At 67.0% G+C, this 26,487-nt stretch carries 19 protein-coding genes, 1 tRNA gene and 1 pseudogene; 10 read left to right on the forward strand and 11 right to left on the reverse strand.

The features are described from left to right. The first annotated feature begins 153 nt into the window (after positions 1-153). From B3611_RS09130 to B3611_RS09140, 3 genes are all read left to right on the forward strand, one after another. Positions 154-1,776, forward strand: a complete 1,623-nt coding sequence (locus B3611_RS09130) for an alpha/beta fold hydrolase (protein WP_291314766.1) — start codon at positions 154-156, stop codon at positions 1,774-1,776. A 78-nt stretch (positions 1,777-1,854) separates the two neighbouring features. Continuing rightward, a tRNA-Arg gene (locus B3611_RS09135) sits at positions 1,855-1,928 on the forward strand. 19 nt (positions 1,929-1,947) lie between these two features. Next, positions 1,948-2,457, forward strand: coding sequence for a DUF1990 family protein (locus B3611_RS09140; protein WP_291314767.1), 510 nt, complete (start codon positions 1,948-1,950; stop codon positions 2,455-2,457). Between the two features lie 129 nt (positions 2,458-2,586). Here B3611_RS09140 and B3611_RS09145 read toward each other — a convergent pair whose 3' ends face one another. From B3611_RS09145 to B3611_RS09170, 6 genes are all read right to left on the reverse strand, one after another. Then, positions 2,587-2,805, reverse strand: coding sequence for a PspC domain-containing protein (locus tag B3611_RS09145; protein WP_291314768.1), 219 nt, complete (start codon positions 2,803-2,805; stop codon positions 2,587-2,589). A gap of 113 nt (positions 2,806-2,918) precedes the next feature. Continuing rightward, the gene (locus tag B3611_RS09150; protein ID WP_291314769.1) at positions 2,919-3,428 is read right to left on the reverse strand and encodes a MarR family winged helix-turn-helix transcriptional regulator; all 510 of its coding nucleotides are present in this window, start codon (positions 3,426-3,428) and stop codon (positions 2,919-2,921) included. A gap of 73 nt (positions 3,429-3,501) precedes the next feature. Next, positions 3,502-6,009, reverse strand: coding sequence for an ATP-binding protein (locus tag B3611_RS09155; RefSeq protein WP_291314770.1), 2,508 nt, complete (start codon positions 6,007-6,009; stop codon positions 3,502-3,504). Between the two features lie 5 nt (positions 6,010-6,014). Beyond that, on the reverse strand, positions 6,015-7,151 hold the full coding sequence (locus B3611_RS09160; protein ID WP_291314771.1) for a metallophosphoesterase family protein: 1,137 nt from the start codon (positions 7,149-7,151) through the stop codon (positions 6,015-6,017). A gap of 49 nt (positions 7,152-7,200) precedes the next feature. Beyond that, positions 7,201-8,013, reverse strand: a complete 813-nt coding sequence (locus B3611_RS09165; RefSeq protein ID WP_291314772.1) for an SWIM zinc finger family protein — start codon at positions 8,011-8,013, stop codon at positions 7,201-7,203. Beyond that, on the reverse strand, positions 8,013-11,012 hold the full coding sequence (locus B3611_RS09170; protein ID WP_291314773.1) for a DEAD/DEAH box helicase: 3,000 nt from the start codon (positions 11,010-11,012) through the stop codon (positions 8,013-8,015). Before B3611_RS09170 ends, B3611_RS09165 begins: the two co-directional genes overlap by 1 nt. A 128-nt stretch (positions 11,013-11,140) precedes the next feature. On the opposite strand from B3611_RS09170, the pseudogene putP reads away from it, so the two are divergent. From putP to B3611_RS09190, 4 genes and pseudogenes are all read left to right on the forward strand, one after another. Then, a pseudogene (gene putP / locus B3611_RS09175) lies at positions 11,141-12,751 on the forward strand (sodium/proline symporter PutP). A gap of 7 nt (positions 12,752-12,758) precedes the next feature. After that, positions 12,759-13,409 (forward strand): HNH endonuclease family protein, encoded by a 651-nt coding sequence (locus B3611_RS09180; protein WP_291314774.1) that lies wholly within the window; start codon positions 12,759-12,761, stop codon positions 13,407-13,409. A 10-nt stretch (positions 13,410-13,419) separates the two neighbouring features. Further along, positions 13,420-13,905, forward strand: a complete 486-nt coding sequence (locus B3611_RS09185) for a DUF2269 domain-containing protein (protein ID WP_291314775.1) — start codon at positions 13,420-13,422, stop codon at positions 13,903-13,905. A gap of 636 nt (positions 13,906-14,541) precedes the next feature. Further along, positions 14,542-14,964 carry a hypothetical protein gene (locus B3611_RS09190; RefSeq protein WP_291314776.1) on the forward strand — a complete coding sequence of 141 codons (423 nt, stop codon included), beginning with the start codon at positions 14,542-14,544 and terminating at the stop codon, positions 14,962-14,964. A 184-nt stretch (positions 14,965-15,148) separates the two neighbouring features. Here B3611_RS09190 and B3611_RS09195 read toward each other — a convergent pair whose 3' ends face one another. Next, the gene (locus B3611_RS09195) at positions 15,149-17,317 is read right to left on the reverse strand and encodes a DEAD/DEAH box helicase (protein ID WP_291314777.1); all 2,169 of its coding nucleotides are present in this window, start codon (positions 17,315-17,317) and stop codon (positions 15,149-15,151) included. 106 nt (positions 17,318-17,423) lie between these two features. On the opposite strand from B3611_RS09195, the gene B3611_RS09200 reads away from it, so the two are divergent. Beyond that, positions 17,424-17,828, forward strand: coding sequence for a (deoxy)nucleoside triphosphate pyrophosphohydrolase (locus B3611_RS09200; protein WP_291314778.1), 405 nt, complete (start codon positions 17,424-17,426; stop codon positions 17,826-17,828). After that, on the forward strand, positions 17,821-20,739 hold the full coding sequence (locus tag B3611_RS09205) for a DEAD/DEAH box helicase (RefSeq protein WP_291314779.1): 2,919 nt from the start codon (positions 17,821-17,823) through the stop codon (positions 20,737-20,739). The genes B3611_RS09200 and B3611_RS09205 overlap by 8 nt, the downstream gene beginning before the upstream one ends. Before the next feature lie 45 nt (positions 20,740-20,784). Here the strand turns inward: B3611_RS09205 and B3611_RS09210 are convergent, their stop codons facing one another. Further along, the gene (locus B3611_RS09210) at positions 20,785-21,789 is read right to left on the reverse strand and encodes a nucleoside hydrolase (protein ID WP_291314780.1); all 1,005 of its coding nucleotides are present in this window, start codon (positions 21,787-21,789) and stop codon (positions 20,785-20,787) included. A 3-nt stretch (positions 21,790-21,792) separates the two neighbouring features. Further along, complete coding sequence (locus tag B3611_RS09215) at positions 21,793-23,013, reverse strand: MFS transporter (RefSeq protein ID WP_291314781.1); 1,221 nt, start codon at positions 23,011-23,013, stop codon at positions 21,793-21,795. A gap of 111 nt (positions 23,014-23,124) precedes the next feature. Between B3611_RS09215 and B3611_RS09220 the strand changes: the two genes are divergently transcribed. Next, positions 23,125-23,634 carry a hypothetical protein gene (locus tag B3611_RS09220; RefSeq protein ID WP_291314782.1) on the forward strand — a complete coding sequence of 170 codons (510 nt, stop codon included), beginning with the start codon at positions 23,125-23,127 and terminating at the stop codon, positions 23,632-23,634. Between the two features lie 43 nt (positions 23,635-23,677). Here the strand turns inward: B3611_RS09220 and B3611_RS09225 are convergent, their stop codons facing one another. Both B3611_RS09225 and B3611_RS09230 read right to left on the reverse strand, forming a co-directional pair. Next, positions 23,678-24,625: a hypothetical protein gene (locus B3611_RS09225; protein ID WP_291314783.1), complete on the reverse strand. Its 948-nt coding sequence runs from the start codon at positions 24,623-24,625 to the stop codon at positions 23,678-23,680. 162 nt (positions 24,626-24,787) lie between these two features. Further along, positions 24,788-26,356, reverse strand: coding sequence for a carboxylesterase/lipase family protein (locus tag B3611_RS09230; RefSeq protein ID WP_291314784.1), 1,569 nt, complete (start codon positions 26,354-26,356; stop codon positions 24,788-24,790). Positions 26,357-26,487 lie beyond the last annotated feature (131 nt).

A 26,487-nucleotide genomic window follows, 5' to 3' on the forward strand; every position in this document is an offset into this window, starting at 1 on the left:
CCGCAGCGCACGGGCCGGTCCCCCGCCAGGGGTGGCCGGCCCTTCGCGCTGCCGGCGTTTCCCGTCCCGCGATGTCCACCGCGCCCGTTAGGATGAGCCACGGACCATAAAGAACACCGCACAACTGGTGTCCGCACCCTGGAAAGGCCCGGCATGTCGCCAGCAAAACCCCTGTCCCGCGCCGCTAGCGCCCTCGGCGCCGCACTCGCCCTCACGGCGGGCGCACTGTGTGCCCCGTCCGCCGCGGCGCAGGACTCCCCCGCCGCCCCGCAGATCCGCTGGGAGACGTGCCCGCCCACCGTCACCGCCGCGGGCGCGCAGTGTGGCAGTTTCGACACGCCCATGCGTTACGACGACCCGGCCGGCCCCACCATCTCCGTCGGCGTGATGAGGATCCCCGCCGCCGACCCGGCGTCACGCCGCGGTGTGCTCTTCGGCAACCCGGGCGGACCCGGCGGTGACGCCTACACCTACTTCGGCAACGAGGACGCCGGCTTCACCTGGCCGCAGGAGATCCGCAACGAGTGGGACCTGGTCACCGTCCAGCCCCGCGGCCTGCTCCACTCCACCCCGCTGGAGTGCCCCGCGCCGCCCACCCCGGACCTCTCCTCGGCCGTGAAGTACCAGGTCGAATCGGTGGTCAACACCGGCGCGCAGAGCCGCGCCGCCTGCCAGGGCTCACGCCCCGGCTACTCGGAGACGATCACCACCGACACCAACGCGCGTGACTGGGATGCCGCGCGGCGCGCCCTGGGGTACGAACGCATCTCCGTGATGGGCCTGTCCTACGGCACCTACCTGGGTGCCGCCTACGCCAGCCTGTTCCCGCAGTCGACCGATCGGGTCGTGCTCGACTCCGCGATGGACCCCGACGCGCAGTGGCAGCAGCTCATGCGCGACCAGCAGGGCGCCTACGAGCGCGTGCTCAACGAGTACTTCGCCTTCGTCGCCGCCAACGACGCCACCTACCACATGGGCGACACACCGCTGAAGGCCTACCAGTACTGGTCCAACCGCGTCGTCGCCGAGACGGGCACCAACCCCACCGTTACGCCCCCGCCCGCGCAGGTCGGGGATCTGCCGCCCGCCCTCGCCGCCGTCGGCCAGCCCGGCGCCGACGCGCTCACCGCCACCGGCAAGGCGCGCGTCGAGGGCCAGGGCATCGTCTCCCGCCTGCTCCACCCCGGCGCGAACCAGATCAACTCCCCGCTCCTGTCCGAGACGCGCACCATGCTGCCTCAGGCCATGAACTGGGATACCCTCGCCCGGGCGACCAACGGCACCCTGCCCGCCATCGATCGGCCCCGGCCCTCGCAGGCGCTTATCGACGAGCTCCAGGGCCAGACAGTCGCACTCATGCAGCTGCAGGCGGTGCAGATGTGCAACGAGAACGTCACTCCCCCGGACTACTCCCTGCTGCCCACCGCCGCCTGGGCCACCTACGTCACCGGCGACCTGTTCACCATCCCCAGCGCCACCATCGGCTCGGGCGCGTACTGCTCCGGTGCCGCCCCCGTAGCGGGCCGGATCCCGCTCAGCGGGGCCGGGCTGAAGGTCCGCCCGCTGCAGATCAACGCCACCAATGACCCCCAGACGCCCTACTTCGGTCGGGGCACCATCGCCGGTGAGATGGGCTCGCACCTCGTGACCGTCCACGGCCCCGGCCACGGGCACGTCGCACTGGGCAACAAGGCCGTCGACCGCATCGTGGTGGACTACCTGCGCACCGGCGAGGTCACCGCCACAGATGCGCCGGGTTACTTCGAGGCGCAGTAGCGGGGCGTTTGTCACCCCGCCCGGGCGGGGTGCTAGGGTTGTTATTCGTTGCAGGGCACCTTTGCTTCTGTGGCGATTGTCTTCGTAGCTCAGTGGATTAGAGCATCGGTTTCCGGTACCGAAGGTCGCAGGTTCGAATCCTGTCGGGGACACAAGTTTTTTGGGGGTTAGATGCGCGAGGTCGCTCTTCTTCCGGCCGAGATTGAAAAGGTGAAGCGTCTCCAGGCCCTGACCTTCTCCCCCGGTGCTTCCACGGACTACGACCGGGTGCGCTACGAAAGGGTCATCCCCTCCGGTTTCGATGCCGCCTCCGACCGGTTGATGCACTGGGCCCCGCAGCGGAGTGTTTTCCGGGTTCGGACGACGTGCACTCAGGTGCGGCCGGGCGCGATCGTCGAGATGAGCCTCGGCCCCTGCCTAGGCCCCGCGCGCTTCTACTGCCGCGTCACCGACGTCGTCGACGAGCCCGACCGCCGGGGATTCTCCTACGGCACTCTTCCGGGCCACCCCGAGTCGGGCGAGGAAAGCTTCCTTGTTGAGCGCCGCGGTAGCGGGCAGGTCGTGTTTGTCATCGAGGCGGTGTCCCGGCCCTCCAACCTGTTCTGGCGTGCGGTTCGCCCACTTCTCGATGCGGCGCGGCGGGTCATTACGACGCGCCGTTACCTGACGGCGCTGGATTAGATGCGGTTGGATCTCAAATGAGCGCCATTAAACGAGCGCCAGTCTGGTGGCCGCGAGATCGGCCGGGGAATTCACCAGACTGGCGCTCATTTATAGGCGCTCATTTACGGGGCCCGCCCCGCCGAACAGTCACACTCCCCGCGGCATGACCATCCACGCCACGACGTAGGCGAGGAACCCGGGGAAGAAACCCGTCAGGGACAGCGCGACAAAGCCCAGGCGCACCAGTGTGGAGTCGATGCCGAAGCGCTGTGCGATGCCGCCGCAGACGCCGGCGACGTAGCGGTCGGTCAGCGAGCGGGTAAGTCGGGCGGGCTGGTTGTTGTAGGACGGGTTCTGCATGGACATTGTGTATCCCTTTCGGAGTCGTGGACCTGATACAGCCCATTCAACGCTCGGGGGTTGCCTCCGACAACGGGGAAAACCCTGATTTGCACCCCGACATGTGTCTCGGGGTGCCCCTACTCGGCGGGTACCGCCCGGGAGATCGGGCCGCTGAACCCCGGCGTGCCCGGGACGTTGGAGACGTTTTCGATGCCGTCGAGGAAGCGGCGCAGCGCGGGCATGTCCGCCGGGTCGAGGTGGTCGAACACCGTGCGGCGCACGCTCTCGACGTGGTCCGGGGCGGCCTGCTCCAGGCGCGTCATTCCCTCGTCGGTGAGACACACCAGCACCCCGCGGGCGTCGCCGGGGCTTTTGCACTTGCTCACCAGGCCGCGGCGCTCCATGCGGGTGACCTGGTGGGAGGTCCGGGAGCGGTCCCAGTTGAGGCACGCGCACAGTTCACGAAGACGCATCTTGCGCTCCTCGGACTCACTGAGGGCCACCAGAACGGCGAACTCGGAGGCGGAGAGGTCGGAGCCGGCCTGGAGGGTCTCGTCGATGACGCGGTCGACCTTCCTCGATGCGGCGAGCAATGATCGCCACAGTGCCTGTTCTTCGTCGTTCAGCCAACGCGGTGGTGTGGTCATGACCCGCACGTTACTACGGGCCCCACCGGCCGCGAAATATCCGGAAGGCCCCCACCTGCCGTTTTGGGCGGCGTCACCCCTTCAGCTCACCCATCGACACGGTACGAGCCGCGGTGACCCGGTCGAAGCGTCGGGGGAAGCAGGTGAGCACGAAGACCTGCGCGTCCCGCCCCACGTTGGTGAACAGCGAGTTCATCAGGGCCAGGCGGTCGGGGTCGGTGGCACCGAGGGCGTCGTCGACCATGACGGGAACGGGCACCCGGCCCTCCGAGCCGCGCCCCGCCAGCTCCGCGATGGCGAAGCGGGTGAGGATGGACATCTGTTCCCGGGCTCCCCCTGAAAGTTGGTCCAGCGCCACCGTCGTGTCCCCGACGGTGCGGGCCTGCACCTCGAGGTTCTCCCCCAGGGTGAACTCCACGTCCGGGCCGAACACCACCGCCGCGTACCGGTTCAGGGCGCGGGCGAAGGGCTCGGCGTAGCGGGCGCGGGCGGCGTTGCGGTGCGCGCACATCGTCTCCCAGAGTCGTTTCACCGCCTCCGCCCTGCGGGTGGCCCGGTGCAGGTCCAGCTCCGCGGCCTCCAGCACCGCCTCGGCGCGGTCGAGCTGCTCCGCGGCGCCCGCCGCCACCTCGATCTGGCTGCCCAGCTCGGCGCGNNCGGCGACCCGCCGGTCCGCCTGAGCGCGGCGCTCGCGCAGGTTGGCAAGGCGGGCGGCGGCGCCCTTCAACAGGTCCTCGGCGAGGGCGGGGTTCACGCCCGCGACTTCCTCCTCCAGCGTCGCTGCTTCCGCGGCGATGCCGCGCAGCGCGGCAGCGGCGGATTCGACCGCCGCTTCCAGGCCCGCCAGCGGGGTCGACTCCTCGGCGGCGGCGAGGTCGCGTTCCGCGGCCGCGATCTGCGCGTCCTTGAGCTCCTTCTTCGTCTGCAGCACCGACAGCTCCGCCGAAGCCGCGCGCTCCCCCCAGGGTTTGAGGGCTGCCTCGGTCTGCTCGGCCTTCTCGGTGGCGCCGTCAAGCGCGCGCTCCGCCTCGGCGACCGCAACCCGGGCCTCGCCCTCCGTTATTCCCGCGGCGTCCGGGGCCTCCTCCTTCAATCTCGCCAGCTCGGCGCGCAGCTCGCGGCCGTCGGTGCCGGCGGTGAGCTCGTCGCGGCGGGCGCGGGCGGCGTCGAGCTCGGCGGCCAAGCGGGCATGCTCGTCGCGCCTGGCCCGCGCCTCCTCCGCGTCGGCGCAGCCGGTGGTGGTCAGCGCGTCGGCGAGGTCACGTTGGGCGTCCTCTAGAGCCGTTCCGGACCCGCTGCTAACCGCCCCGGCCCTGTACACGGCGGTGAACCCGCCGAGGGTGAGGGTGGTGCCCTCGCTCAGGGCCACGGTGGCGGTACCGTCGACCTCGACGTCGGTGCCGTCCACGCTCACAACCGAAGCAGTTTCGGCGGTGATGTCGAGCTTGGCGGAGGTGGCGTCGAGAAGCCTGCGCTGCAGGGCGACCTCGCTGGCGGCTTTTTCGATGCGCCGCACTTCCTCGTCCGTGACGGTGCGGGCGGGGCGAGCGGCGAGCGCCCGGTCGAGCTCGGCATCCGCGCGGTCGAGCGTGCCCACCAGCTCGGTGAGCTCCGTCAGGCGCTGCCGCGCGCGGGCCGCCTCGTGGGCGCGGCGGGCTTCCTTCAACGCCTCCCGGGCGCCGTGGACGACCTCCCGAGCGTCGTCGCGGGCGGCGGTGAGGCGCTCGATCGTTTCCTTCTCTTCCCGGGCGCGCTCGGCGGCGGGCTCGAGCAGCGCGGCCAGCTCGGCCGCCTCCCGCCGCAGCGCCTCAACCCCCTCGCGCGCGGCCTGGCGCGCGGCGAGGTCCCCCTCCGCGCGGTGCAGGTCCACCTCGGTGCGCTCCTGCTTCTCGCGGGCGGCGTCGGCGCGGGCCTTGACCTCGCGCGCCGCCTCCGCGTCGGCGGCCCGCTGCGCGTGCTCTGCCTCCGCCTCCGGCAACTCCGCGTCAATCGCGCTGATTTCCGCGTTGCGGCGCTCCACCTCGTCCACGGCCCCGGCGAGCCGCTGCACCTGGGCCCGCTTGTCCTCCACGGCCTCGCGCGCGTTGGCCGCGGCGGTCTCAAGCCCCGCGTAACCCGCCTTCTTCTTCCCCTGGGCGGTGAAGTACTCCCCGTACTCCGCGGCAATCCGCCCCATGAGCTCGGTGTCCTCGGTGCCCGCGAGGGTGCCGTCCGCGCCCTCGTCCAGCGCGCGGGTGACCGAGGGGATGCCGGCGGCGGCGATGCCCGGGTCCGCGGCACCCTGGCGCAGGAAGAGGGTCGCAGCGAGGTCGGCGTCAAGGTGCTCGGCGAGGATCGCCTCCAGCTTGTCGTCGGCCTCGCGGNNGGGGCCCTCGTCCCGGCCCACGGGTTCGAGCACGCGGATCTCCCTGCCCCCGGAGGTGTGCCGCACGTTCAGCACGGCGTCGAGGGCGTCCAGGATCGTGGATTTGCCCGCCTCGTTCTCGCCGTGGATGAGTATGACGCCCGTGTCCGGCAGGTCCCGCAGCTCCAGGTGCCGGATCGCGCGGACGTTGTCGATGATGAGGTCGTGGATGCGCACGGTGCTCAGGCCTCCTGGGACAGTCGGAAGAGAAGGTTGACGGCGTCGCGGGCGGTGGCGTCGCCCGCGCCCGCCGCGGAGACGAGCTCGGCCATAGCCGAGCTCGCGAATCCGCTCAGGGGGAGGTTCGCCAGCTCCTCGTCGCCGGGTTCGAGGTGGAGATCCATCAGCCGGGTCCGCTCGTAGAGCGCGCCGAACACCGGCTGCAGCTCGGCGATACCCTGCTCCAGCTGCCGGGTCGCCTCCAGCCCCAGCGTGCCTGACAGCGAGTACTTCACCACGGTGCGCGGCTTGTCCGGGTACGCCGCCAGCTGCTCAAGCACGCGGGTGACGTCGTCTGCGTCGGTGACGTCCCAGTGCAGCGCGTCGAAGGTCCAGGCACCCACCGGGACCTTCTCCACCTCGGCGCCGCCCTTTTGCGCGGTGACCACCAGGGCGTTGCCGGAATCCGTCTCGTTGCCCGTCACCCCCGGGGTGTGGTCGTGGAAGTCCGTCGTCTCCGGCGAACCGGAGAACCACACCCGCCCGGTGGAACCGAGCGACTGCGTGGAGTGCGTGTCGCCCAGCGCCAGGTAGTCGATGGTGCCGTCGGCCAGGCGCGCCTCCACGTTCGCCAGGTCGATGGTGTCGGGCGCCGCCTCGCCCGAGCGCGCCTGCGTCTGCCCGTGCCCCACGGCAATGCGGATCGCCCCGGTGGGCTCCAGGGGGCGCAGCGCCCGGGCCACGAGGTCCTCCGAGGCGTGCTTGGCCATCAGCGGCGCGCCGACGATCTCCACCCCCTCCCGGACGACCACCGGTTCGAACGTGCCCAGCACGCAGACGTTGTCCAGGTCGGCCGTGCGGGCGAACATCGAGTCCGCCACCAGCGGGTCGTGGTTCCCGGGCAGCAGGTACACGGGCACCGGCAGCGCCTTGAGCGCCTCCAGCGCCCGGCCGCGCGTGCGTTTCTCCAGCGCGTTGTGTTCGAAGACATCCCCGGCCACGACGATGAACTCGGCTCCGCGCTCGGTGGCTAGCTCGCCCAGGCGGGCGACGGCGGCGAGCCGGGCGTCGTCAAAGCGCGACTGCGCCTCGGGTGGCAGGAACTTCCGCGTCATGCCGAGCTGCAGGTCGGAGGTGTGGATGAAGGTCACGGCGCTCATAGGTCAATGTTTAGCACGCCACCCGGACACGCCCCTGGCCTGCGCAAACCTACCGCGTCAACTCGTCGTAGAGGTCCTCGATGTCCGCCACCGCCCGCATCTGGTCGATGTTGGTGAAGGACACCGTCTGCATCGCCCGGTGCAGCAGGTCCAAATCGGAGTCGTCCACCATCGGCGCCACCTTTGGCCTGGGCAGCTCGGGCAGCTCCCGGCCGGACCAGAAGTACTCCGAGCCTTCCGCCGAATTCTCCTTGGCCACGGCCGCCGCCTGGTTGCGCACCCCCTGCTCGATCATCGGCAGGCTGAGCCCGCGCAGCGCAAAGACGACGGAGGGGTCGGCGTCGATGAGCTCGGCCGCCTTTTCCGCCACCGCCACGGCGTGCTTGCACACGGGCGCAGAGTCGGGGCAGGTGCAGTAGAAGCGGATCCCCTGGTCGTCGGGGGCGATGAGCAGCGAGAGCACCTCCTCGTCGAACTCCCCGCGCTTCGCCTTCTCGACGCTCCCCGCCCGCCGCGCCAGGTGCTCCAGTGCCTGCTGGATGTCGCGCGCGCTGCGGCGCGGCAGCTGCAGGGAGACCGTGAAAGGGTCGTTCTGGCTGCCGGCGACCACCCCGTCGAAGCCCGCCGGGCGCGGCGTGACCTCGAGGACCTTGCCCTCCTGCACGTACTGCTGGCCGCGTTTCGCCCGCTGCGGGTCCGTGTTACGCAGCGCCGCGAGGAGCACCCGGCGCGCGGCCCGGGAGTGCCCGGCAATGGGCACCACCGACTCCCCGGTGCTGCCCGCCTCCTCCGGCCGCTCCACCCGGCGGCGCGCGCCGAAGTTGGCGTAGATGACGTTGTCCTCGCTCGGCCGCTCGGCCATTACTCCTGCCCCCTGTAGCTCATGAGCTGGGCCAGCTCCTCGGTGCCCAGCTCGGTGATCCAGCCCTCGCCCTCGCCGACCACGGCACCGGCGAGGTGCATCTTTCCGTCGAGAACGTCCTGGATGGACTCCTCCAACGTGCCGCGCGTAATCAGCTTGTACACCGAGACGTTCTTGTCCTGCCCGATGCGGAAGGCACGGTCTGTGGCCTGGTTCTCCACCGCCGGGTTCCACCACCTGTCCATGTGGATGACCACCGAGGCCGCGGTGAGGTTCAGGCCGGTGCCTCCCGCCTTGAGCGAGAGCAGCATCGCCCGCGGGCCCGTCGGTGCCTGGAAGCCCGCGACCATCGCGTCGCGCGCGTTCTTGCCCACCCCGCCGTGGAGGAAGGGAACGGGCTCACCCAGGCGCTGCGCCAGGTAGGGCTGCAGGATGTCGCCGAATGCCTTGTACTGAGTGAAGATGAGCACGCGCTGGTCCGAGGCCACCGCCTGCTCCAGCAGCTGCATGAGCATCTCCACCTTGCCCGAGCGGTGCTTGCCCTTAACGGTCACGGGGGAGCCGTCGCCGAGAAAGTGGGCGGGGTGGTTGCAGATCTGCTTGATCCGCGTGATCGACGCCAGGACGAGCCCCTTGCGGGCCATGCCCTCGCGTTCCTCCAGTTCGCGCTTCATGTCGTCGACAAGCGCCTTGTACAGCGCGGCCTGCTCCGCGGTCATCTCCACGGCGAGGACGCTCTCCTGTTTTTCGGGCAGGTCGTCGATGATCGTCGGGTCCGTCTTCAGCCGCCGGAGGATGAACGGCGCGGTGAGGCGCTGCAGGCGCTCTCCCATCTCGTCGGCGAGATCCTCGTCGCGGCGCGACTCGATGGCCTTGGCAAAGTAGTTGCGGAAGAACGTCTGCGAGCCGAGCATGCCGGGGTTGACAAAGTCCAGGAGGCTGCGCAGCTCGCTGAGCTTGTTTTCGATCGGCGTTCCGGTCAGCGCGATGCGGTGCCGGGCGGGAATCGCCCGCACGCTTTTCGACGCCCTCGTGCCCGCGTTCTTGATCGCCTGCGCCTCATCCAAAACCACGTGGTCCCAGCGCGTGCGCGCCAGTGCCTCCACATCGCGCGAGGCCACGCCGTAGGAGGTGATGAACACGTCCGTGTTCGCGATCTCCTCCTCCAGGGCCCGCCCCTTCAGGCGGGCGGGGCCGTGGTGCACCCCCACGCGCAGGCCGGGGACGAAGCGGGCGGCCTCGCGCGCCCAGTTGCCCACCACCGACGTCGGCGCCACCACAAGCGTCGGGCCCTGCGCCCGTCCCTGCTCGTGCTCCACCGCCAGGAGGGCGAGCAGCTGCAGGGTCTTGCCCAGTCCCATGTCGTCGGCCAGCACCGCGCCGAGATTGTTGCGGGACATGAAATACAGCCAGTCCACGCCCCGGCGCTGGTACTCGCGCAGCTCCGCGGCCACGGTGCCGGGAATGTCCACGCGTTCGGGCGCGGGACGGTCGGTGCCGCCGACGAGCGAGGTGAACCAGGGCGAGCCGGTGAACTCCACCGGCGCCTCGGCGGCGGATTCCACGGCGAGCTCGCGCAGCTCGCCGGCGGTGACCACACCGGAGGTCTCGCCACCGCCCTCGCCAAGGGAGGACTGCGCCAGCTGCGACATGTATTTCTTGGTCTTGGCCAACGCCCTGCCGTCGGCAAGCACCCACTCGCCGCGCAGCTTCACCAGGCCCGACTTGGAGCGCACCAGCTCCGCCATCTCGTCCTCGGTGAGCTCCACCCCGCCGACGGAGATGCGCCAGTCGTAGTTGACCAGGGTGTCAAAGCCGAAGTTGGTCGTGGTGGAGGAGTCGTGCACGTCGCCACCGCGGGTGACGTGCAGCTTGGCCGTCGTCTCCGCCTGGGACCACGCCCGCGGGAGCATGACGGCGAAGTTGCGGGCGCGAAGCTTGATCGCGTCGGCGGTGATGAAGCGGACGATCTCCTCGGTGGTGAGGTAGATGTCCCACTCCCCCTCGTTGCCGGTCAGGGGTGTCCACGGCTGGCGGGGGTGTCGCTCGGGGTCGACCAGCTCGACTATCTCACCGGCGCGGGCGAAGTCACGGCGCAGGGTCTGGGCTGTCTGCGCGTCGTAATCCGCCAGGTGGATCGGGCGCGGCGAGTCGGTGCCGGCGCGCACCTGGACGCGCACGGGCCACTGCACCGCCGCGCCCGTCACGCCGGAGTCGGTCCACTCGGACCCGCCTTCATCCTCGAGGTCCGCGGGCTGCTCGACGATGAACACCAGCTGCAGGTTCACCGCGGTGATCGAGCCGTTCCACTCGCTGACGCGCTGGGAGAGCTGCCCCCCGCCGCGGCGCAGGGGTGCGGCGTAGAGGAGGGAGTGGACGAAGTCGTGCCACGGGTAGGGCCGGTCCTCCTCCTGCGCCCCGCGCAGCAGCGCGGTGGCCACCCAGTGCACGAGGGTCTGGGCGATGTTCTCGCTCAGGTTCGGGTTGTTCACCGTCAGCACGCCGGGGGCGGCGGCGATCATCTCCGCCAGCCAGCCGCGCTCCTCCACGCCGGTGCCCAGCTGCCACTCGGCGTACCAGAGCCCCTCGCGGTAGGGCACGTGGATGCTTACGCGGCCGGCGCGGACGAACTGGCTCACGCCGGTGTAGGCGCGGATCAGCCAGTACAGGTCGGGGGCGATCGCCTCGCGCTGCGCCGCGGAGGCGGCCGGGTTGCGGTCGTCCAGGAAGGCCAGACCCGCCAGCAGCGCCACGGCTCCCTCGGGGGCGTAGGCGGCGGTGGGCACCTTCAGATTCACCTGCCGCCCGCGGGGGGTTTGCAACCGGATGCGGGCGCGGTGGCGGAAGTGGGCGTCGTCAAGCACGGCCTCGACGGCGGGGGGAAACGTGCCGGAGGGCACCTGCGAGGGCACCACGATCTTGTGCCCTTCCACCTGCTCAACCCACAGGTTGAGGCCGGACTCGGCCAACCAGAGCCCGTGCAGGAGGAATTTTGGCATAACCACCCTTATACCACGCGGGGCCAAAATCGCTGGTTCTGCGCGTGAGCGGTCAGGCGGTGAAGTACCCTCAATGGATTGTTGAACGCCCCCATTGTTTCCCGCGCCCTGCGCCCATCGGAGGATAGATGACTGACAGTTTCTGGCTCGTCCTGGCCATTGTGTTGTACTTTGGCGTCATGGTCGCCATCGGGTTCTACTCGTGGCTCAAGACCGACAAGTACGACGACTACGTCCTGGCGGACCGCGGCCTCAACCCCTTCGTCGCGGGCCTTTCCGCCGGCGCCTCCGACATGTCCGGGTGGCTGCTCATGGGCCTGCCCGGCGCCCTCTACGTCGCGGGGATGAGCGAGCTGTGAATCGTGGCCGGCCTGTTCGTGGGCACGTGGGCCAACTGGCGCTGGATCGCCCCGCGCCTGCGCTCCTACACCGAGGTGGCCAACAACTCGATCACGCTGCCGTCCTTCTTCGAGAACCGCACGCACGACACCTCCCGCATCCTGCGCGTGGTGGCCGCGGTGATCATCATCGTCTTCTTCACCTTCTACGTCTCCTCGGGCATGGTCTCCGGCGGGCGTTACTTCGAGTCCACCTTCCACGGCGACTACCTCACGGGCATGCTCATCGTCGGCTCGATCACGGTGCTCTACACCTTCATCGGCGGCTTCCTCGCGGTGTCCTACACCGACGTGGTCCAGGGGGCACTGATGTTCCTCGCACTGATCATCGTCCCCGTCATGGCGCTGTTCGCCCTGGATCACCCCGCCGACATCTTCTCCTTCGCCACCGACCACCCCTACGGCCCGTGGCAGGACGGCAACCCCACCTACTTCAACATGGTCGCGGGCGTGTCCGCGGCGACGATCATCGGCAACCTCGCCTGGGGGCTGGGCTACGTGGGCCAGCCGCACATCGTCACCCGCTTCATGGCGCTGCGCTCCCCCGCCCAGGCGGCCTCGGCGCGCCGCACCGGCACCTTCTGGGTGTTCTTCTGCTATCTCGGGGCGGTGTTCACCGCCCTGGTCTCCACCGTCTTCTTCGCGCAGAAGGCCGACAACGTGACCGACCAGACCGGCTTCGAAACGATCTTCCTCGACCTGGCGCGCATCCTCTTCCACCCGCTCATCGCCGGCATCGTCCTCACCGCCGTGCTCGCGGCGATCATGTCCACGATGTCCTCGCAGCTACTCATCACCTCCTCCGCGCTCATCGAGGACCTCTACCGCATCGTCGCCCGAAAGGCACCCTCGCACACGACGCTGCTCGTGCTGTCCCGCTCGATGGTGGTGGCCATCGCGGTCATCGCCATGCTCCTGGCCATCCACCCCTCGGACACGATCCTGGGCCTCGTCGGCTTCGCCTGGGCCGGCTTCGGTGCCGCGTTCGGGCCGGTCGTCGTGGCCTCGCTCTACTGGCGCCGCCTCACCGCCCCCGGCGCCATCGCCGGCATGATCGTCGGCGCGGTCACCGTCTTCGTCTGGGGCTCCTCCGAGGCGCTCTCCGGCCTGATTTACGAGATCGTCCCGGGTGTCGTCCTGGCCACCCTCGCGATGGTCGCCGTGTCACTTCTCACCCGCCGCCGGCCCGGCATTGACGAGGAATTCGACGAGGCCGTCGACGTGACCGCCTACGCGGTGCGCCACCCCGAGTCCACCTTCGCCGACGCCCTCGACGAGGTGCGCGGGGAGCGCGCGGGCCGCACCCTCCCCGGGAACCCGGACGGCTCCGCTGCCGTCTAAGCGGGGCATGCGCCCCTTCCTCGTCGTCCTCGCGCTTCTCACGGCGCTCGTCATCCCCTTCCCCACCGGCATGTCGCGCTTCGAGGCACCTCCCACCGTTGCCCAGCGCGCGACGGTCCTCGGCTACTCGCGCGCCGCGTTCGGCGAGGGGTGGCAGAAGCTTGACGACGGCTGCACCACCCGCACCACAGCCATGGCCCGCGCGTTCTCGGCCGAGTCCTGCCGCACCCCGCACCGCGACTGGTCGGTCGACCCGATCACCGACCCCTACACCGGCAAGGCCCTCGTCCCCGGCGACGTGGAGATCGACCACGTGGTGCCCCTGTCCGCCGCGTGGGACCTGGGCGCCCACGCCTGGCCGGAGGAGCGCCGCCGCGCCTTCGCCAACGACCCGCGCAACCTCGTGGTCACCTCCTCCAGGGCCAACCAGAGCAAGTCAGACCAGCTCCCCGGCGAGTGGATGCCTCCGCAGCGCAGGGCGCGCTGCGCTTACGCCCGCCAGCTGGTGGCCGTGGCGCGCGAGTACCAGCTGCCTCTTCCGCGCCAGGACCTGCGGGCCTCCCGACTCGTCTGCTCGGGGGTGTCCGGGCTTGTTGCGCGCCGCAGCCTCGTGGTACCTCGGGAGTTGAATCCCGGATCAACCGCTGCCGTCCCGTAAGGTTGGGGCCATGCATACAATCCTTGTTTTTGTTCACGTGGCGGCGGCGATCCTACTGCTCGGACCCGTCATGGTCGCCACATCCATGTTCCCCGGCCAAGCCGAGAAGGCTCACGCAGGCGGGGAGGAATCAACCGGCCGCGCCGCAATGCTGCACAGCATCACCAACCGATACGGCGTCCTCTCCCTTCTTGTTCCCCTCCTCGGTGCCGCTGTTCTCATCGCGGACTGGGGCGACTACAAGACCAACTACTGGTTCCACACCGCGATCATCCTCTCGGTGATCGCCTGGGCCATCCTGTTCTTCATGGTCGTGCCGCAGCAGCGCAAGATCATGGGCAGCATGGGCGCGCTCGCCCCCGGTGAAGCCGACCCCGCGGATCGCACGTCCAATTTTGAAAGCGCGAAGGCGAAGACCGCCGCTGGAGCCGGCGTGTTCAACCTTCTATGGTTCCTCGTGCTCATCCTCATGTTCCTCCCCGCCCCCGGCGCATAGAGGCGCTGGAGTCCACTCCGAAGGCCGCGGCTTGTTGGCCGCGGCCTTTTTGCAGACTTTGGAGCCGTTTCATGAGTGCACGAGAATCCCGCTCACCCGCACTAGGATGGTGCAATCTGTTTGGGATCCACGCCGGCAGTTCGGATGATGTTTGGCTACGGCGGCTTAAGAACACCTGCAGAAGGGCCCATCGAGCGCGTAGGTGCACGAGTCAACGCACCCGCGCTTAGATCAGCGTCCACGCAATTACTGGAGAGCTAGGACCAAAGATAAGTGCCACCCCCTAGGGCAGCTCCAAACCAAGCGCTCCGTTGAAACGGGTCGAATTTACGGACAATTGCCATCCAAATAAACGGACTTACGAGTAGCCACCGCCTTCAGCGCCTCCTTGAATCGCACCCCTTCTGAGACCGATGGAGCATCCCAAGTACCGAGCTCCGCCAATACCTGAGACGACGCTGAATATTCTGTAACAGCCATTTGCATTTATCTAAAAGCTGGGATTCAATTTTAGGATATATTTTGTATTATAAACCTAACGATACTGGCGGCCTGTTCCCCTTCGGAGACTGCGGGACCCCCTTTGTAATCTGGAGCCAGCAACACATTGAGGTTGACTAGGAGGCGAATGCTCATATGAAGAAGTTAGCCACTACGCTTCTTGCGCTGAGTTTTCTGGGGGGAACGCTTTGCGGGTGCACCTCTAGCGAAAAGAAGGAAGCGGAGGCTCGTGAAAAGGCGCGCCAAGAGGCCTTCTGCTCGGCGGTAGAAGACTTCATACACCTCGACCGGGACACAATAAGCAACTCCACCACCATAGATGACCACGCCCGCGTAATCTACAACAATGCCCCACCCGAAGACCGGGTGGAGTTAGAACCGACGGTCAGCTACATCCTGAGCACACATAAGAAAGTTGAGGGAGCTGCGAATAACGAAAACTTCTGGGAAGGGATGGGAACCCTGTTAGGTTGGACGGGATTGCAGGTTGCCACAAACCACCCCTACGGGCAGGCCGTTTCCCGGCTCGAAGAATATGCTTGGGCCCACCGGTGCTAGATGCCCGATCCTTCTCTACAGAACTTCGGAAGAACCTCGGGCGTTACGCAGCCACCCTCGGCTGCGGTCGCCGCAGTGCGATTCCCTTCGGCCGGGGTTCCAGGCATGCGAAAACGCCCCCTCCCGGTTCCGTCTCAGCAACGGTATAGGGAGGGGGCGTTCAGGCTATGAGGATGCGGTGGGACTAATCCCGCCACTCCCGGCGCTCGCGTCCACCGCGGTCACCCCGGTCGTCACGGTTCCAGCCGCCGCGTCCGCCGCGGTCACCACGCCCTCCGCGGTCGCCCCGGTCGTCACGGTTCCAGCCGCCGCGTCCGCCGCGGTCACCACGATCTCCTCGGTCATCGCGGTTCCAGCCACCGCGTCCACCGCGGTCATTCTGGCCCCCACGGCCGCCGCCGGCGAAGCCTCCGCGTGCCGAACCCTGGTCGCGCTTGATGTCGATCAGCTGACCGGAGATGCGGGTGTCCGAGAGACGGTCGAGCACACCGCGGTCCAGGTTCTTCGGCAGCTCCACGAGGGTGAAGTCACCGCCGATGGTGATGCGGCCGAAGTCCTTCGAGTTCAGGCCACCCTCGTTGGCGAGGGCACCGACGATCGCGCCGGGGCGCACGTGCTGGCGCTTGCCCACCGCGAGGCGGTAGGTGTCAAAGTTCTCGCTGTCGCCCCGGCCACCGCGCGGTCCGCGGTCGTCGCGCCGACGGTCGTCGCGGTCGAAACGGCCACCGCGGTCGCGCCCACCGAAGCGGTCATCGCGTCCCCCGCGGTCGTCGCGATCGCGGCGGTCGCGCTTGTCCTTCGGCGGCTCCTTCATGAGGAACTCGTCGCCGGTTTGCGCCTGGATGGCGAGGGCGGCGGCAATGTCATCCATGGGGACGTTGTTCGCCGAGGAGTACTCGCGAACCATCGACTTGAAGATCTGCAGGTCGCTCGACTCGAGCGCCTCCGTCACGGAGTCCATGAAGCGCATCTTGCGACTTTCGTTGACCTCGTCGACGGTCGGCAGATCCATCTCATCGATGGTCGCGTTGGTCACGCGCTCGATGGAACGCAGCATCCGGCGCTCGCGCGGGGTGACAAAGAGGATCGCCTCGCCCGTGCGGCCGGCACGGCCGGTGCGCCCGATGCGGTGGACGTAGCTCTCGGTGTCGTTCGGGATGTCGTAGTTCAGCACGTGGCTGATGCGCTCGACATCCAGGCCGCGGGCGGCGACGTCGGTGGCCACCAGGATGTCGAGTCGGCCGTCGCGAAGCTGATCGACGGTCTTCTCACGCTGCTGCTGGGCTATGTCGCCGTTGATGGCGGCGGCGGAGAAGCCGCGGGCGCGCAGCTTCTCGGCGATCTCCTCGGTCTCGTGCTTGGTGCGCACGAAGACGATCATCGCCTCGAACTCGGTGACCTCGAGGATGCGGGTGATCGCGTCGAGCTTGTTGCGGTGCGCGGTGAACAGGTAACGCTGCGTGATGTTCGTGTTCGTGCGCGTTTCCGACTTGACCGTGACCTCAGCCGGGTCGTTGAGGTACTGCTTGGACAGACGACGGATGCCGTTGGGCATGGTCGCCGAGAAGAGCGCGACCTGCTTGCTGTCGGGGGTGTCGCTGAGGATGCGCTCGACGTCCTCCTGGAAGCCCATGTTGAGCATCTCGTCCGCCTCGTCGAGGACGAGGAAGCGCAGGTTGGAGATGTCGAGGGAGCCCTTCTCCAGGTGGTCGATCACGCGGCCCGGGGTGCCGACGATGATCTGCGCGCCACGGCGCAGCCCTGAGAGCTGGATGCCGTACGCCTGGCCGCCGTAGATCGGCAGCACGGAGATGCCGCCGAGGTGGTCGGCGAAGGACTGGAAGGCATCCGAGACCTGCAGGGCGAGCTCGCGCGTCGGCGCGAGGACGAGGGCCTGCGGGAAGCGGTCCTGGGCGTTGATGCGCGAGAGGACCGGCAGCGCGAAGGCGGCGGTCTTGCCGGTGCCCGTCTGTGCGAGGCCGACGACGTCGCGGCCCTGCATGAGAAGCGGGATGGTCTCGGCCTGGATGGCGGACGGCTGCTCGTAGCCGACCTTCTTCACGGCCTCGACGACGCGCTCCGGCAGGCTCAGCTTGTCGAAGCCGTTCTCGGGCTCCTCCGCATCCTGGGCCGGCTCAACGGTGTCTTCAGTGGTGTCCGGAGCGTTGTCGGCCCCGTTGGTTGCAGTGGCTTCGGTCTCGGCCGAAGCGTCGCTCTGCTCAGAAGTGCCCGCGTCCCTGGTGCCTTCGTCAGCGGCCTGTTCGGCCACGGCATCCTGCGGGTTTTCCTGAGATTCCGACAGATTCATATCCGGCTCAAACTCGCCGCCGGTAGCGTTTTCGGTAATGCTCATTGTTTCCCCACCGTACGCGACGTGGGCGGATATTACCATTTGGGGACGGTTCAACAGTTTCCTGATTCCCCCGCGTCCGATACAAACGTGACTTAAACTCGCGTCCATGCCACAGCACATTGAGGTCGTCGGAGCCGTCTTCCTTCGGGACGGAACGGTGCTCGCCGCCCGGAGGGGACGCGACAAAGCCCTCCCGGACAAGTGGGAATTTCCGGGAGGCAAGATTGAACCTGGCGAATCCCCAGAAGACGCTCTCGCCCGAGAACTCGCCGAGGAGCTGCTTATCGACGCCCGCGTGGGTTCCCACATCGCGACCACTTCATATCCTTACGATTTCGGAGTGGTAAATCTCGCAACTTTTTACTGCGACATTGTCTCCGGAAAACCTACGCCTACCGAGCATTCTGAGGTCCGGTGGGTACCAGTGGACGAATTACACTCCCTCGACTGGGCTCCTGCTGATCTCCCGGCCGTCGAAGCCATTGCTCAGGAGCACAGCGGTCATGCCTGACAAATCCCTTCTCCGCCAGGATGTGGAACACGGTTTTATAGAGGCGGATCACCGCGTATCCCACTTTGACAATCCCCAGTTGGTATCAAACAGAGACGGTACGACAATGCTAGGGGCATTGCGATCGGAGCTCGAAAGTGCCGACTCGTTTATTTTCTCCGTCGCCTTCGTCACCGCAGATGCCCTCGGAATGATCAAACAACAACTCAATAGTTTTACGGGTGCTGGGACAATCGTGACGTCTGATTACCTAGACTTCAACGATCCCGATTCACTGCGAGAGCTACTGACGTTCAAGAATGTCTCGGTCAGGATCATGAGCGGCCAACCTCACCACGCCAAGGGGTACATTTTCCACCACGGTGATCACGTCACCGCCCTCATCGGTAGCTCCAACCTCACGCGCAAAGCGCTGTCCGAAAATAATGAGTGGAACCTACAGTTTTCGAGCCACCGAGATGGTGATATCGCCGACCAGTTAAATCGCGCGGTTCGGTGGCAGGTACAGAACTCCGTGCCTCTTACCGAAGAATGGATTGCGCGCTATGAATTGGGGCGGGAAAAGCGAGTCATTGTCTTTGAAGATGATCAGCCTCTTGCCGTCTCCCCGGGCGGGGATCGAATACTTCCCAATCTGATGCAAGTCGAGGCTCTAGAAAACCTTCAAAAGGTGCAAGAGAGCGGTGAGAAGCGGGCACTCATCATTTCTGCAACCGGAACGGGCAAGACGATCCTCGCCGCGCTCGCCGCGCGCCAGATGCACCCCCAGCGCGTTCTCTTTTTGGCCCACCGCGAGCAAATCCTCAACAAAGCAGCTGAGGAATTCATGCGCGTTATGCAGTGCACATCCTCCGATATCGGGGTCCTAGCCGGCGCGCGCCACGACCTGGATAGAAGGTTCGTTTTTGCAACGATCCAGTCTCTGAGCCGGCCCGACAACCTGGCCGAAATCTCCCCTCTCCAGTTTGATCTCGTTATCGTCGATGAGGTTCACAGATCCGGAGCGGAGTCTTACCGGAAGGTGTTGAACTATTTTCGTCCTGCTTTCACGCTGGGCCTGACCGCCACACCAGAACGGTCTGACGGTTTCAACGTCTTTGAATTGTTTGATTACAACGTCCCCTACGAGATTCGTCTCGAGGGCGCGTTAGAGAATCGCATGCTTGTCCCTTTTGATTACTACGGTGTCAGCGACTATCAATCCCCGTACGGATTCACTATCACAGACGATTCAGACCTGACCGCCCGGACCTCTGAGCAACGAGTGGACCACCTTGTCTCAGTGCTGGAGGATTATTCCTTCGCGCGCGGCACCAAGGGTTTGATTTTCTGCAGTAGCAACGATGAAGCCCAGCGTTTAAGCGACAAGTTGAACGGCAGGCGCGTCCATGGTCGCCCATTGCGAACGGTTGCGTTGTCGGGTTCCAATTCCATCGAGTCTCGCGAACGTGCAGTATCTCAACTCGAAGACGGGGCCTTGGATTACCTCCTCACCGTCGATATTTTCAATGAGGGCATCGACATTCCCGCGTTAAACGTCGTGGTCATGCTACGAGGCACGCAATCTTCAATTGTGTTTACCCAGCAGCTGGGGCGAGGCCTACGTAAACACAGCGACAAACACTCACTGCGCGTCATCGATTTGATCGGTAATTATGCAAACAACTATTTGATTCCGATCGCACTCACGGGCGATCGATCAGGAAGCAAAGACCACATCCGCGAAGGGATCCGTCGCACTCGTCGGCACACCGTGGCTGGGTCATCCACGATTAGTTTTGACCGAGTCTCGATGCAACGGATTGTTGAATCGTTGCAGAAAGCACGGATCACTAGCCGCCTCGCTAAACGCGAGGCCATCCTCGCATTGCAGTTCCGCCTCGGCAAAGTTCCACGGCTCATCGATTTCGAAAATCATGGATCCATGAATCCCTTTCTCCTGGCCTCCTCTGACTCCAAGGCTCGGAATTACTGGACCCTTCTCAATGAGTTGAAGTTCGTAGCATCGGGGCCGAGTGCACACGAGGCTGCGATTCTCGACATGCTCTCCCTGGAACTGTTGAACGGTAAGCGTCCGCAGGAGCTGCTGCTCATTCGGGAATTGCTCAAGAAGGAATCAGTCAATGTAGAAGACTTCCGCTCGCTCCTTTCAGAACGAAATCTCGACCATTCAGAAGCGCTGCTCGACTCCGTAGTGCGGGTTCTAGACCTGTCCTGGTTTGTCACGACCGCTAGGACGCGATATGGCGATTCCCCCCTCATCGTTCGGCGCGGAGATGTTTTGCGCCTGGGTGAGCGCTTTTCGGAACTCTACTTCTCCTACAACGGGGATCATCCCTCTCCGGCAATCAGTTTCCGAGCGCATGTCGATGACATCATAGAGACAGGTTTATTGCTGAATCGCAAGCATTATGGCTCGAGCGATCACCTTCTTCCAGGGAAAACTTACTCCCGCAAAGACGCCAGCCGCCTCCTCAACTGGAAGATGAATTCCGAAGCCACGATCATGGGCTACAAGGTCGATAAAGATACAGCTACCTGCCCGATCTTCGTGACCTATCACAAGGATTCAGAGGTCAACGCGAGCCAACGCTATGAAGATTCATTGATCGATCAATCGACCATGCAATGGTTCAGCCGCCACGGCCGAACGCTGCAAAGCGCGGAATTGCAACCCATCCTCCACGGCGACGTATCTATTCACCTCTTTGTTAAACGGGAGGATGCAGACGGCCTCGAGTTTCATTACCTCGGCCAAGCTGAAGCTACGCGTGCGGACCAATCTACGATGCGTGGAAACCGTGGCGAAACGCTCGACGTAGTGATTGCAAACCTCAAATTACGCCAGGAAGTACCCCGTGATTTGTTCGAAGCGATTACTGCGTCCCTGGCGGTCGAGGCTCCCCACTAAGGAGCGTCCTCCCCACTAGGGAGCGTCGTAAGCTTTTCGGAGACCCTAATCCTCCGCCCGCGCGTGCCGCACCGCGTCCAGGTCGGTCTCCCCCTCGCCGCCCCCGAAGAAGCGTGCGTGCACCCCGCATGCCCGAAGGAACTCCTCGTGCGCGGCGTCGATGTCGGCACCCGTGACCAGCAGCGCGTTCGGCTCCCGCTCCCACATGTCCCGCAGATCGGCCACCGAGGTCCCGCGCATCAGCTCTGATTCGGACTCGACGTCCACGGCTGTGGCGGTGGCGTCGTAAGGCACGGTCCCCAGCGCCACCAGCACGGTGAGCAGGTCGTGCACCTGCGCCCGGTAGCCCTCCCCGACTTCCTCGTGGAACTCGAAGTAGAACCGCAGGATCTCGGGGAGGTGGGCGGCGATCGGGGCGCGCCCCAGCGTGTCAGCGACCCCCTCCAGCGCCCCCGGATCCAGCACCATCCGCTCGGTGACACCCAGCGAGCACACCGTGACGGGCACGGGCGCGGCGGTGAAGACCTCCTTCGCGGCGTGGGGATCCACCCAGAAGTTCCACTCCGCGCTGGGGGTGGTGTTACCCGGGTAAGTGAAGGCGCCGCCCATGACGGTGATGCGCTTCAGGCGGGAGAAATGGCCGGGGTGGAGGCGTCGAAAAGCGGCGAGGTTGGTCAGCGGACCGGTGACGATGAGGTGGAGGTCGTCCGTGCCACGCTCGATGGCGTCGATCCAGAGGGCGTCCCAGTCTGTCTCCACGCCGCGCTCGGGCGCGGTGACGTAGCCGAGGCCGGAGTCCCCGTGGGTCTCGGGGGTGGTGGTCAGCTCATACTCGAGGGGGCCGGGCAGGCCCGCTGCGACGGGGATGGTCGGCAGGCCGCACTGGCCCAGCACCCAGGCAGCGTTGACGGCGCACTGCCGCGCGCCGACGTTGCCCGCGGAGGTGGTCACGGCCTCGAGCTCGATGCACTGCTCGTGGTGGGCGGCGGTGAGGTAGATCAGGGCGAGGGCATCGTCGATGCCTGGGTCGCAGTCAAGGATCACGCGCACGGGTTACTCCTCCACTCCTTCTGTGCCTGCGGTGCGGGTCTCGGTGCCGCGGGTGAGCCAGATGGCCAGGGACACCAGCGCGATGGCCCCCGACGACGCGAAGGCCGCGGCGAAGCCGAACTTCTCCGCGAGCATACCCACCACGATCGGGGCGAAGATGGCCCCGGCATCCTGCGTCATCTGGAAGGTGGACAGCACCTTTCCACCGGAGCGCTCGTTGCCGATGATGTCCGCCAGCGTGGCCTGCTGGGCGGGGTTCATCAACCCGCCGCCCACGCCCGCCAGGGCCGAGGCGATGATGAGCGGCCAGAAGCTGGTGGCAAAGCCCATCAGGCCGGTGAAAACGGCGATGGTGACCAGTCCGGCGAGGATCATGGGTTTGCGGCCCAGCTTGTCCGCGAGGATCCCGGAGAATTGCAGGGTGACGGCGGTGCCCACGGCGTAGGCGGTGAGCGCCAGGCCCGCGGCGGCCCCGCCGTTGGCAAAGACCGAGGCGGCGAACAACGGCAGGACGGCCACCCGCGCCCCGAAGTTCGCCCACCCGTTGGCGAAGGCGGAGGTGAGCAGGCTCTGGTACGTCGGCAGGCGCAGCGCGCTGCGCAGCTCCATCGGCGGCAGCTTCGCGGGCAGCTCCACCCGTCCGCGGGGAGTGGAGCAGGCGACCCACACGATGGTGGCTGCCAGTGCCACACCCGCCCCGTAGATCATGAACGGGATGCGGAAACCCAGGTAGGACAGGGCAGCGCCGATGATCGGGCCGAAGATGTTGCCCAGCAGGAACGCCGAGGCGTAGACGGCGTTTGCCCTGCCCCGGATGCGCGGGTGCGTGACGCGGACGATGAGCGCCTGCGCGGAGAGCGTGAACATCGTGGAGCCGAAGCCCGCGATGAAGCGCAGCGCGAAGATCTGCCAGTACGCCTGCGCGAAGGCGACCAGGAAGGTCGCCCCGCCCACGATGAACAGGCCCGTGATGTAGACCGGCCGGGAGCCGAGCCTGTCCACCAGAACGCCGGCACCAGGCGCGCCGATGAGGCGTGCCGCCGCGAAGACCGACACGACGGCGCCGGCGGCCGCCATGGAGACGCCGAAACTGGCGGTGAACTGCGGGAGGATGGGGGCGATGAAGCCGTAGCCGAGTGCGATGATGAACGCCGCGACGGCGAGCACCCAGATGGTGGAGGGGATCTTTGGCTTCAGCTGGGAGGGGGTAACTGCTGTTGTCATTTCCCACCCAGCGTAGACCCCGGGGCCGGTGCCCGGAATTTGCCGCACCTCTCGAACGCTCGTTCGATAAATTGCGCGGCCGTGTCGATCACCCGTTCTATCGTTTGCCCCATGACCAAGAAGAACATGATGTCCGCATTCCCCTCCTCCCCGTCCGCCCCCGCAGATCCGGCTGCGCTCGCGTCCGTCATCAACGACCGGCACTCGGCCACCCTGAACACCCTGCGCAGTATGATCCGCCACCCGCGCTCGCTTGCCCGGCCGAGCGCCGCATGGCGCCCACCCTCGCGCGACCTGCCCCGCACGGGCCTTGACGACGACCTCACGGTGGCCGTCACGCGCCGGCGCGTCGGCCCGCGGGCCCGGGCGCGCGTCAAGGGCTACGGCGAAACCCACGACCCCGCATACCTGATCGAGCTACGCATCACGGACCGCTCCGGCCTGCCCGCCGACCCGGTCGTCGCGGAGGCGTGGGTCCGCGCGCTCGTGCCGGGCAACCTTGTCTCGGCCGTGCACGAGATCCCCGCACCGCGCGCCATCAGCTACGTCTGGCTAGTCGACGGCACCTACGCCCCCGTTCTCTCCCCCTCCTCGATGTTCGAGGACCTCTCCGCGGCCTAGACAGTGCGCGATGGGTCAGGCGCGCCCACCCGCCACCGCGGACCTACACCTCGTCGACGTCCGATGTCTCGGGCGACGGGTCGACCCCGGTGGACTTGAGCGGTGCGGCGGACGGCTCCTTCGCGGGAGCCGGGCGGGTGACGGAGTACGCCCCGGCATCGTCCGCGTCGATGGCGTCCCCGTCATCCTCATCGTCTTCACCGTCTTCGTCGTCGAGGTCCAGATCGGGGTCCAGGTCCTCCACCAGCTCGGGGTCGTCCTCGCCGAAGATGTCGTAGACATCCGGTTCGTCGAAGTCCTCCTCCACCGGCAGCAGCTGGGACTCCCAGTCCTCGGCCTGGTCCGCGGCGAGGGAGAGGACGTCGAAAAGCCGGTCGAAGTCCTCGTAGGTGCCCAGATCCAGCACCTCCGCCTCCGAGATCGCCTCACTGTGGATGTTCTCGAAAAGGCGCAGGCGGTCCTCTTCCGTGAGCTCGGCGTCGCCGTCGGACTCCCACAGCTCTCCGATGGCGTCGTCCATGAACTCGTCGTAGTTGTCCGACAGTGCCACGAAGGACACCGCGGCGCGCGGGGTGCCGTCGACGACCTCGACCAGGACCTGCAGTTCGGCGCTCTCCCCGACCTCGGCGCGCACCAGCTGGCTGTTGACGCGGTCGGAGAAGAACTCCAGGTCCGCGATCCTTTCGTCGGTGCCCTCGAGCAGGTCGCGCAGGACGGTGACCACCTCGTCGGTGGCCATGTGCTCCGCGACGGTGGTCACCGCGTCGTCCACCGAGAAGACCACACCGACGAGCACGGCCTCGAACTCCTCGTCGTCCTCGTCCACGTCCGCCGCGGCGATGTAGACGTTCGCGGCGGGAAGGTGGGGGTCCACCTCGACGAACTGGATCTCCACATCCGCCGTGATCGGCACGAACATGGTCTCGTCGTGCACCCTCGACTCAATTCCCTCGCGGTCCAGGGCGGCGGCGATGTCCTCGAAAAAGCTCATGGCGCACCAAATCCTTCCAGTTGCTGTACGGAGAATCCGACTCTTCGGAGGGAGGCGGACGTTCAGTCGACGTTCGACCCGCCCCAGCCTAGCCACCGCGCCCCGGCTTCGCCGGTGGCGCCGCCCGGCGCGCTGACAGCCGACGGTGCGGACGGGACGGGATCACGCCCCGGTGTCGCGGAAGAACTCGGTGATGGAGTCCATCAAGTCCTCGCGGTGGCTGCCCCACTCGCGCATGTCGAACTCCTCCCACGCGCGCCGCTGGGCGGCCTTCGGGTCGTACTCCACCTGGAAGTTCTCCTGGAACACCGCCGTGGCGCGGCCGGGGACGTCATCGCTGCGGAACCCGTACTGCGGCCACTCCCCGCCCGGCGCGCCCGAGTGGAAGAACCGGCCCCAGTGGTGCTGCATCGCGCGGCTCACCTCCCCGAAGCCGTCCTGGGAACCGAAGCGGTCGATGCGCGAGGCGCGCGTGGCGCGCGGGTCACCGAACACCGCGCCGAGGTCCGAGGTGTGCATCGCCCCGAGGCCCAGGCGGCGCATGGTCGCCGAGGCGTAGTCGAAGCGGTACATCCACGTCGGCGCCACCCTGCGGTGCGCGGTGGCCAGCATGACGGAGGGGCCCCAGAAGATGGCGTCGGCGATGAGCTCGGCGAAGTCGCCGCGCCTCACGGCCTGCCCGTACGCCTCCAGCACCAGGCCCGCGTTGGCGCCGTCGAACACTTCCAGGGCGCGCAACGCGGCGCGCTGGCGCGAACGGGCGGTCTGGTACATCGCCTTGGCAAAGCTCGCCTCGTTCAGGTTCGTCCCGATGATCAGGGGTACCGCAGCCTGGTCACCGGCCTCGAAGGTGTCTATCGGGTGCGCCGGCAGGGTGGTGCCGTCCACCGTGGGCATGAACGCCGTGTTAAACCTGACGAGCTCGCGGCTGTTGCGCAGCATCGACTGGCCCACCCGGACAAGCTCCCGGGCGTCCTCGCGGCGCAGATCGTCGAGGGTCGTCAGGCGGGACAGGCCCATGCCGTCGATAAGCGCGCGCACCCACATGGTGGCCTGGACGCGCGAATGCACGCTGGCGCACGGCGCCGACTGCGCGATGCCGCGGTGAAAGAGCCCGCGCGCGGCGGGCGCGGACATGAGGTGGGTGACGGCCGCGCCGCCGGCGGACTCGCCCATGATGGTCACGCTGCCCGGGTCACCGCCGAAGGACGCGATGTTGTCGCGCACCCACCTCAGGGAGAGAATCTGGTCCAGCAGGGCGGGATTGGCCACGCAGTCGTACCCCACGGAGCGGAAGTCCAGGTAACCGAGCACGCCGAGGCGGAAGTTGACCGAGACGTAGACGACGTCGGTGGCCCGGGCGAGCTTGTGCCCGTGGAGCACCTTCTCGTGGCTCGCCCCGGTGACGAAGGTGCCGCCGTGGAAGTACACGACCACCGGCAGGACATTGTCGGTGTTGGGGCGGACCACGTCGAGGGTGAGGCAGTCCTCCGTGCCCATTACAGCGTCCTTCCAGCCGAACGTGCCCTGCAGGGCGGGCAGCGCGTAGCGCGCGGCCCCGCGCACGCCACCCCACGGGTCCACGGGCCGGGGCGCGCGGAAGCGGTGCGGGCCGGAGGTGTCGGCACCGTACGGGATCCCCCGCCACGTGGCCACGCCGGAGAGGGGGTCGATGACCCCCTGCACCGCTCCCGCCGTCGTGCGCACGACGGGGCCTGTCGCCGAATCCATGCCACCCACACTAGCCAGCGGTTAAGATTTGGTCTCTGCGGGAATCAAACCCTCCCGCGGGGTGCTGCACTCTACGGGCACCCGCTTCACCTGTAGTTATCCGCGAATTCACCCGTCGGCCCCCGAGGCCC

It is taken from the genome of Corynebacterium sp. UBA2622 (assembly GCF_002339505.1).
Classification (GTDB): domain Bacteria; phylum Actinomycetota; class Actinomycetes; order Mycobacteriales; family Mycobacteriaceae; genus Corynebacterium.

Coding starts and splice junctions, on each gene's coding strand:
- B3611_RS09130 (WP_291314766.1), top strand. CDS start 154: ATGTCGCCAGCAAAACCCCTGTCCCGCGCCGCTAGCGCCCTCGGCGCC.
- B3611_RS09140 (WP_291314767.1), top strand. CDS start 1,948: ATGCGCGAGGTCGCTCTTCTTCCGGCCGAGATTGAAAAGGTGAAGCGT.
- B3611_RS09145 (WP_291314768.1), bottom strand. CDS start 2,805: ATGTCCATGCAGAACCCGTCCTACAACAACCAGCCCGCCCGACTTACC.
- B3611_RS09150 (WP_291314769.1), bottom strand. CDS start 3,428: ATGACCACACCACCGCGTTGGCTGAACGACGAAGAACAGGCACTGTGG.
- B3611_RS09160 (WP_291314771.1), bottom strand. CDS start 7,151: ATGAGCGCCGTGACCTTCATCCACACCTCCGACCTGCAGCTCGGCATG.
- B3611_RS09165 (WP_291314772.1), bottom strand. CDS start 8,013: ATGGCCGAGCGGCCGAGCGAGGACAACGTCATCTACGCCAACTTCGGC.
- B3611_RS09170 (WP_291314773.1), bottom strand. CDS start 11,012: ATGCCAAAATTCCTCCTGCACGGGCTCTGGTTGGCCGAGTCCGGCCTC.
- B3611_RS09180 (WP_291314774.1), top strand. CDS start 12,759: ATGCGCCCCTTCCTCGTCGTCCTCGCGCTTCTCACGGCGCTCGTCATC.
- B3611_RS09185 (WP_291314775.1), top strand. CDS start 13,420: ATGCATACAATCCTTGTTTTTGTTCACGTGGCGGCGGCGATCCTACTG.
- B3611_RS09190 (WP_291314776.1), top strand. CDS start 14,542: ATGAAGAAGTTAGCCACTACGCTTCTTGCGCTGAGTTTTCTGGGGGGA.
- B3611_RS09195 (WP_291314777.1), bottom strand. CDS start 17,317: ATGAGCATTACCGAAAACGCTACCGGCGGCGAGTTTGAGCCGGATATG.
- B3611_RS09200 (WP_291314778.1), top strand. CDS start 17,424: ATGCCACAGCACATTGAGGTCGTCGGAGCCGTCTTCCTTCGGGACGGA.
- B3611_RS09205 (WP_291314779.1), top strand. CDS start 17,821: ATGCCTGACAAATCCCTTCTCCGCCAGGATGTGGAACACGGTTTTATA.
- B3611_RS09215 (WP_291314781.1), bottom strand. CDS start 23,013: ATGACAACAGCAGTTACCCCCTCCCAGCTGAAGCCAAAGATCCCCTCC.
- B3611_RS09220 (WP_291314782.1), top strand. CDS start 23,125: ATGACCAAGAAGAACATGATGTCCGCATTCCCCTCCTCCCCGTCCGCC.
- B3611_RS09225 (WP_291314783.1), bottom strand. CDS start 24,625: ATGAGCTTTTTCGAGGACATCGCCGCCGCCCTGGACCGCGAGGGAATT.
- B3611_RS09230 (WP_291314784.1), bottom strand. CDS start 26,356: ATGGATTCGGCGACAGGCCCCGTCGTGCGCACGACGGCGGGAGCGGTG.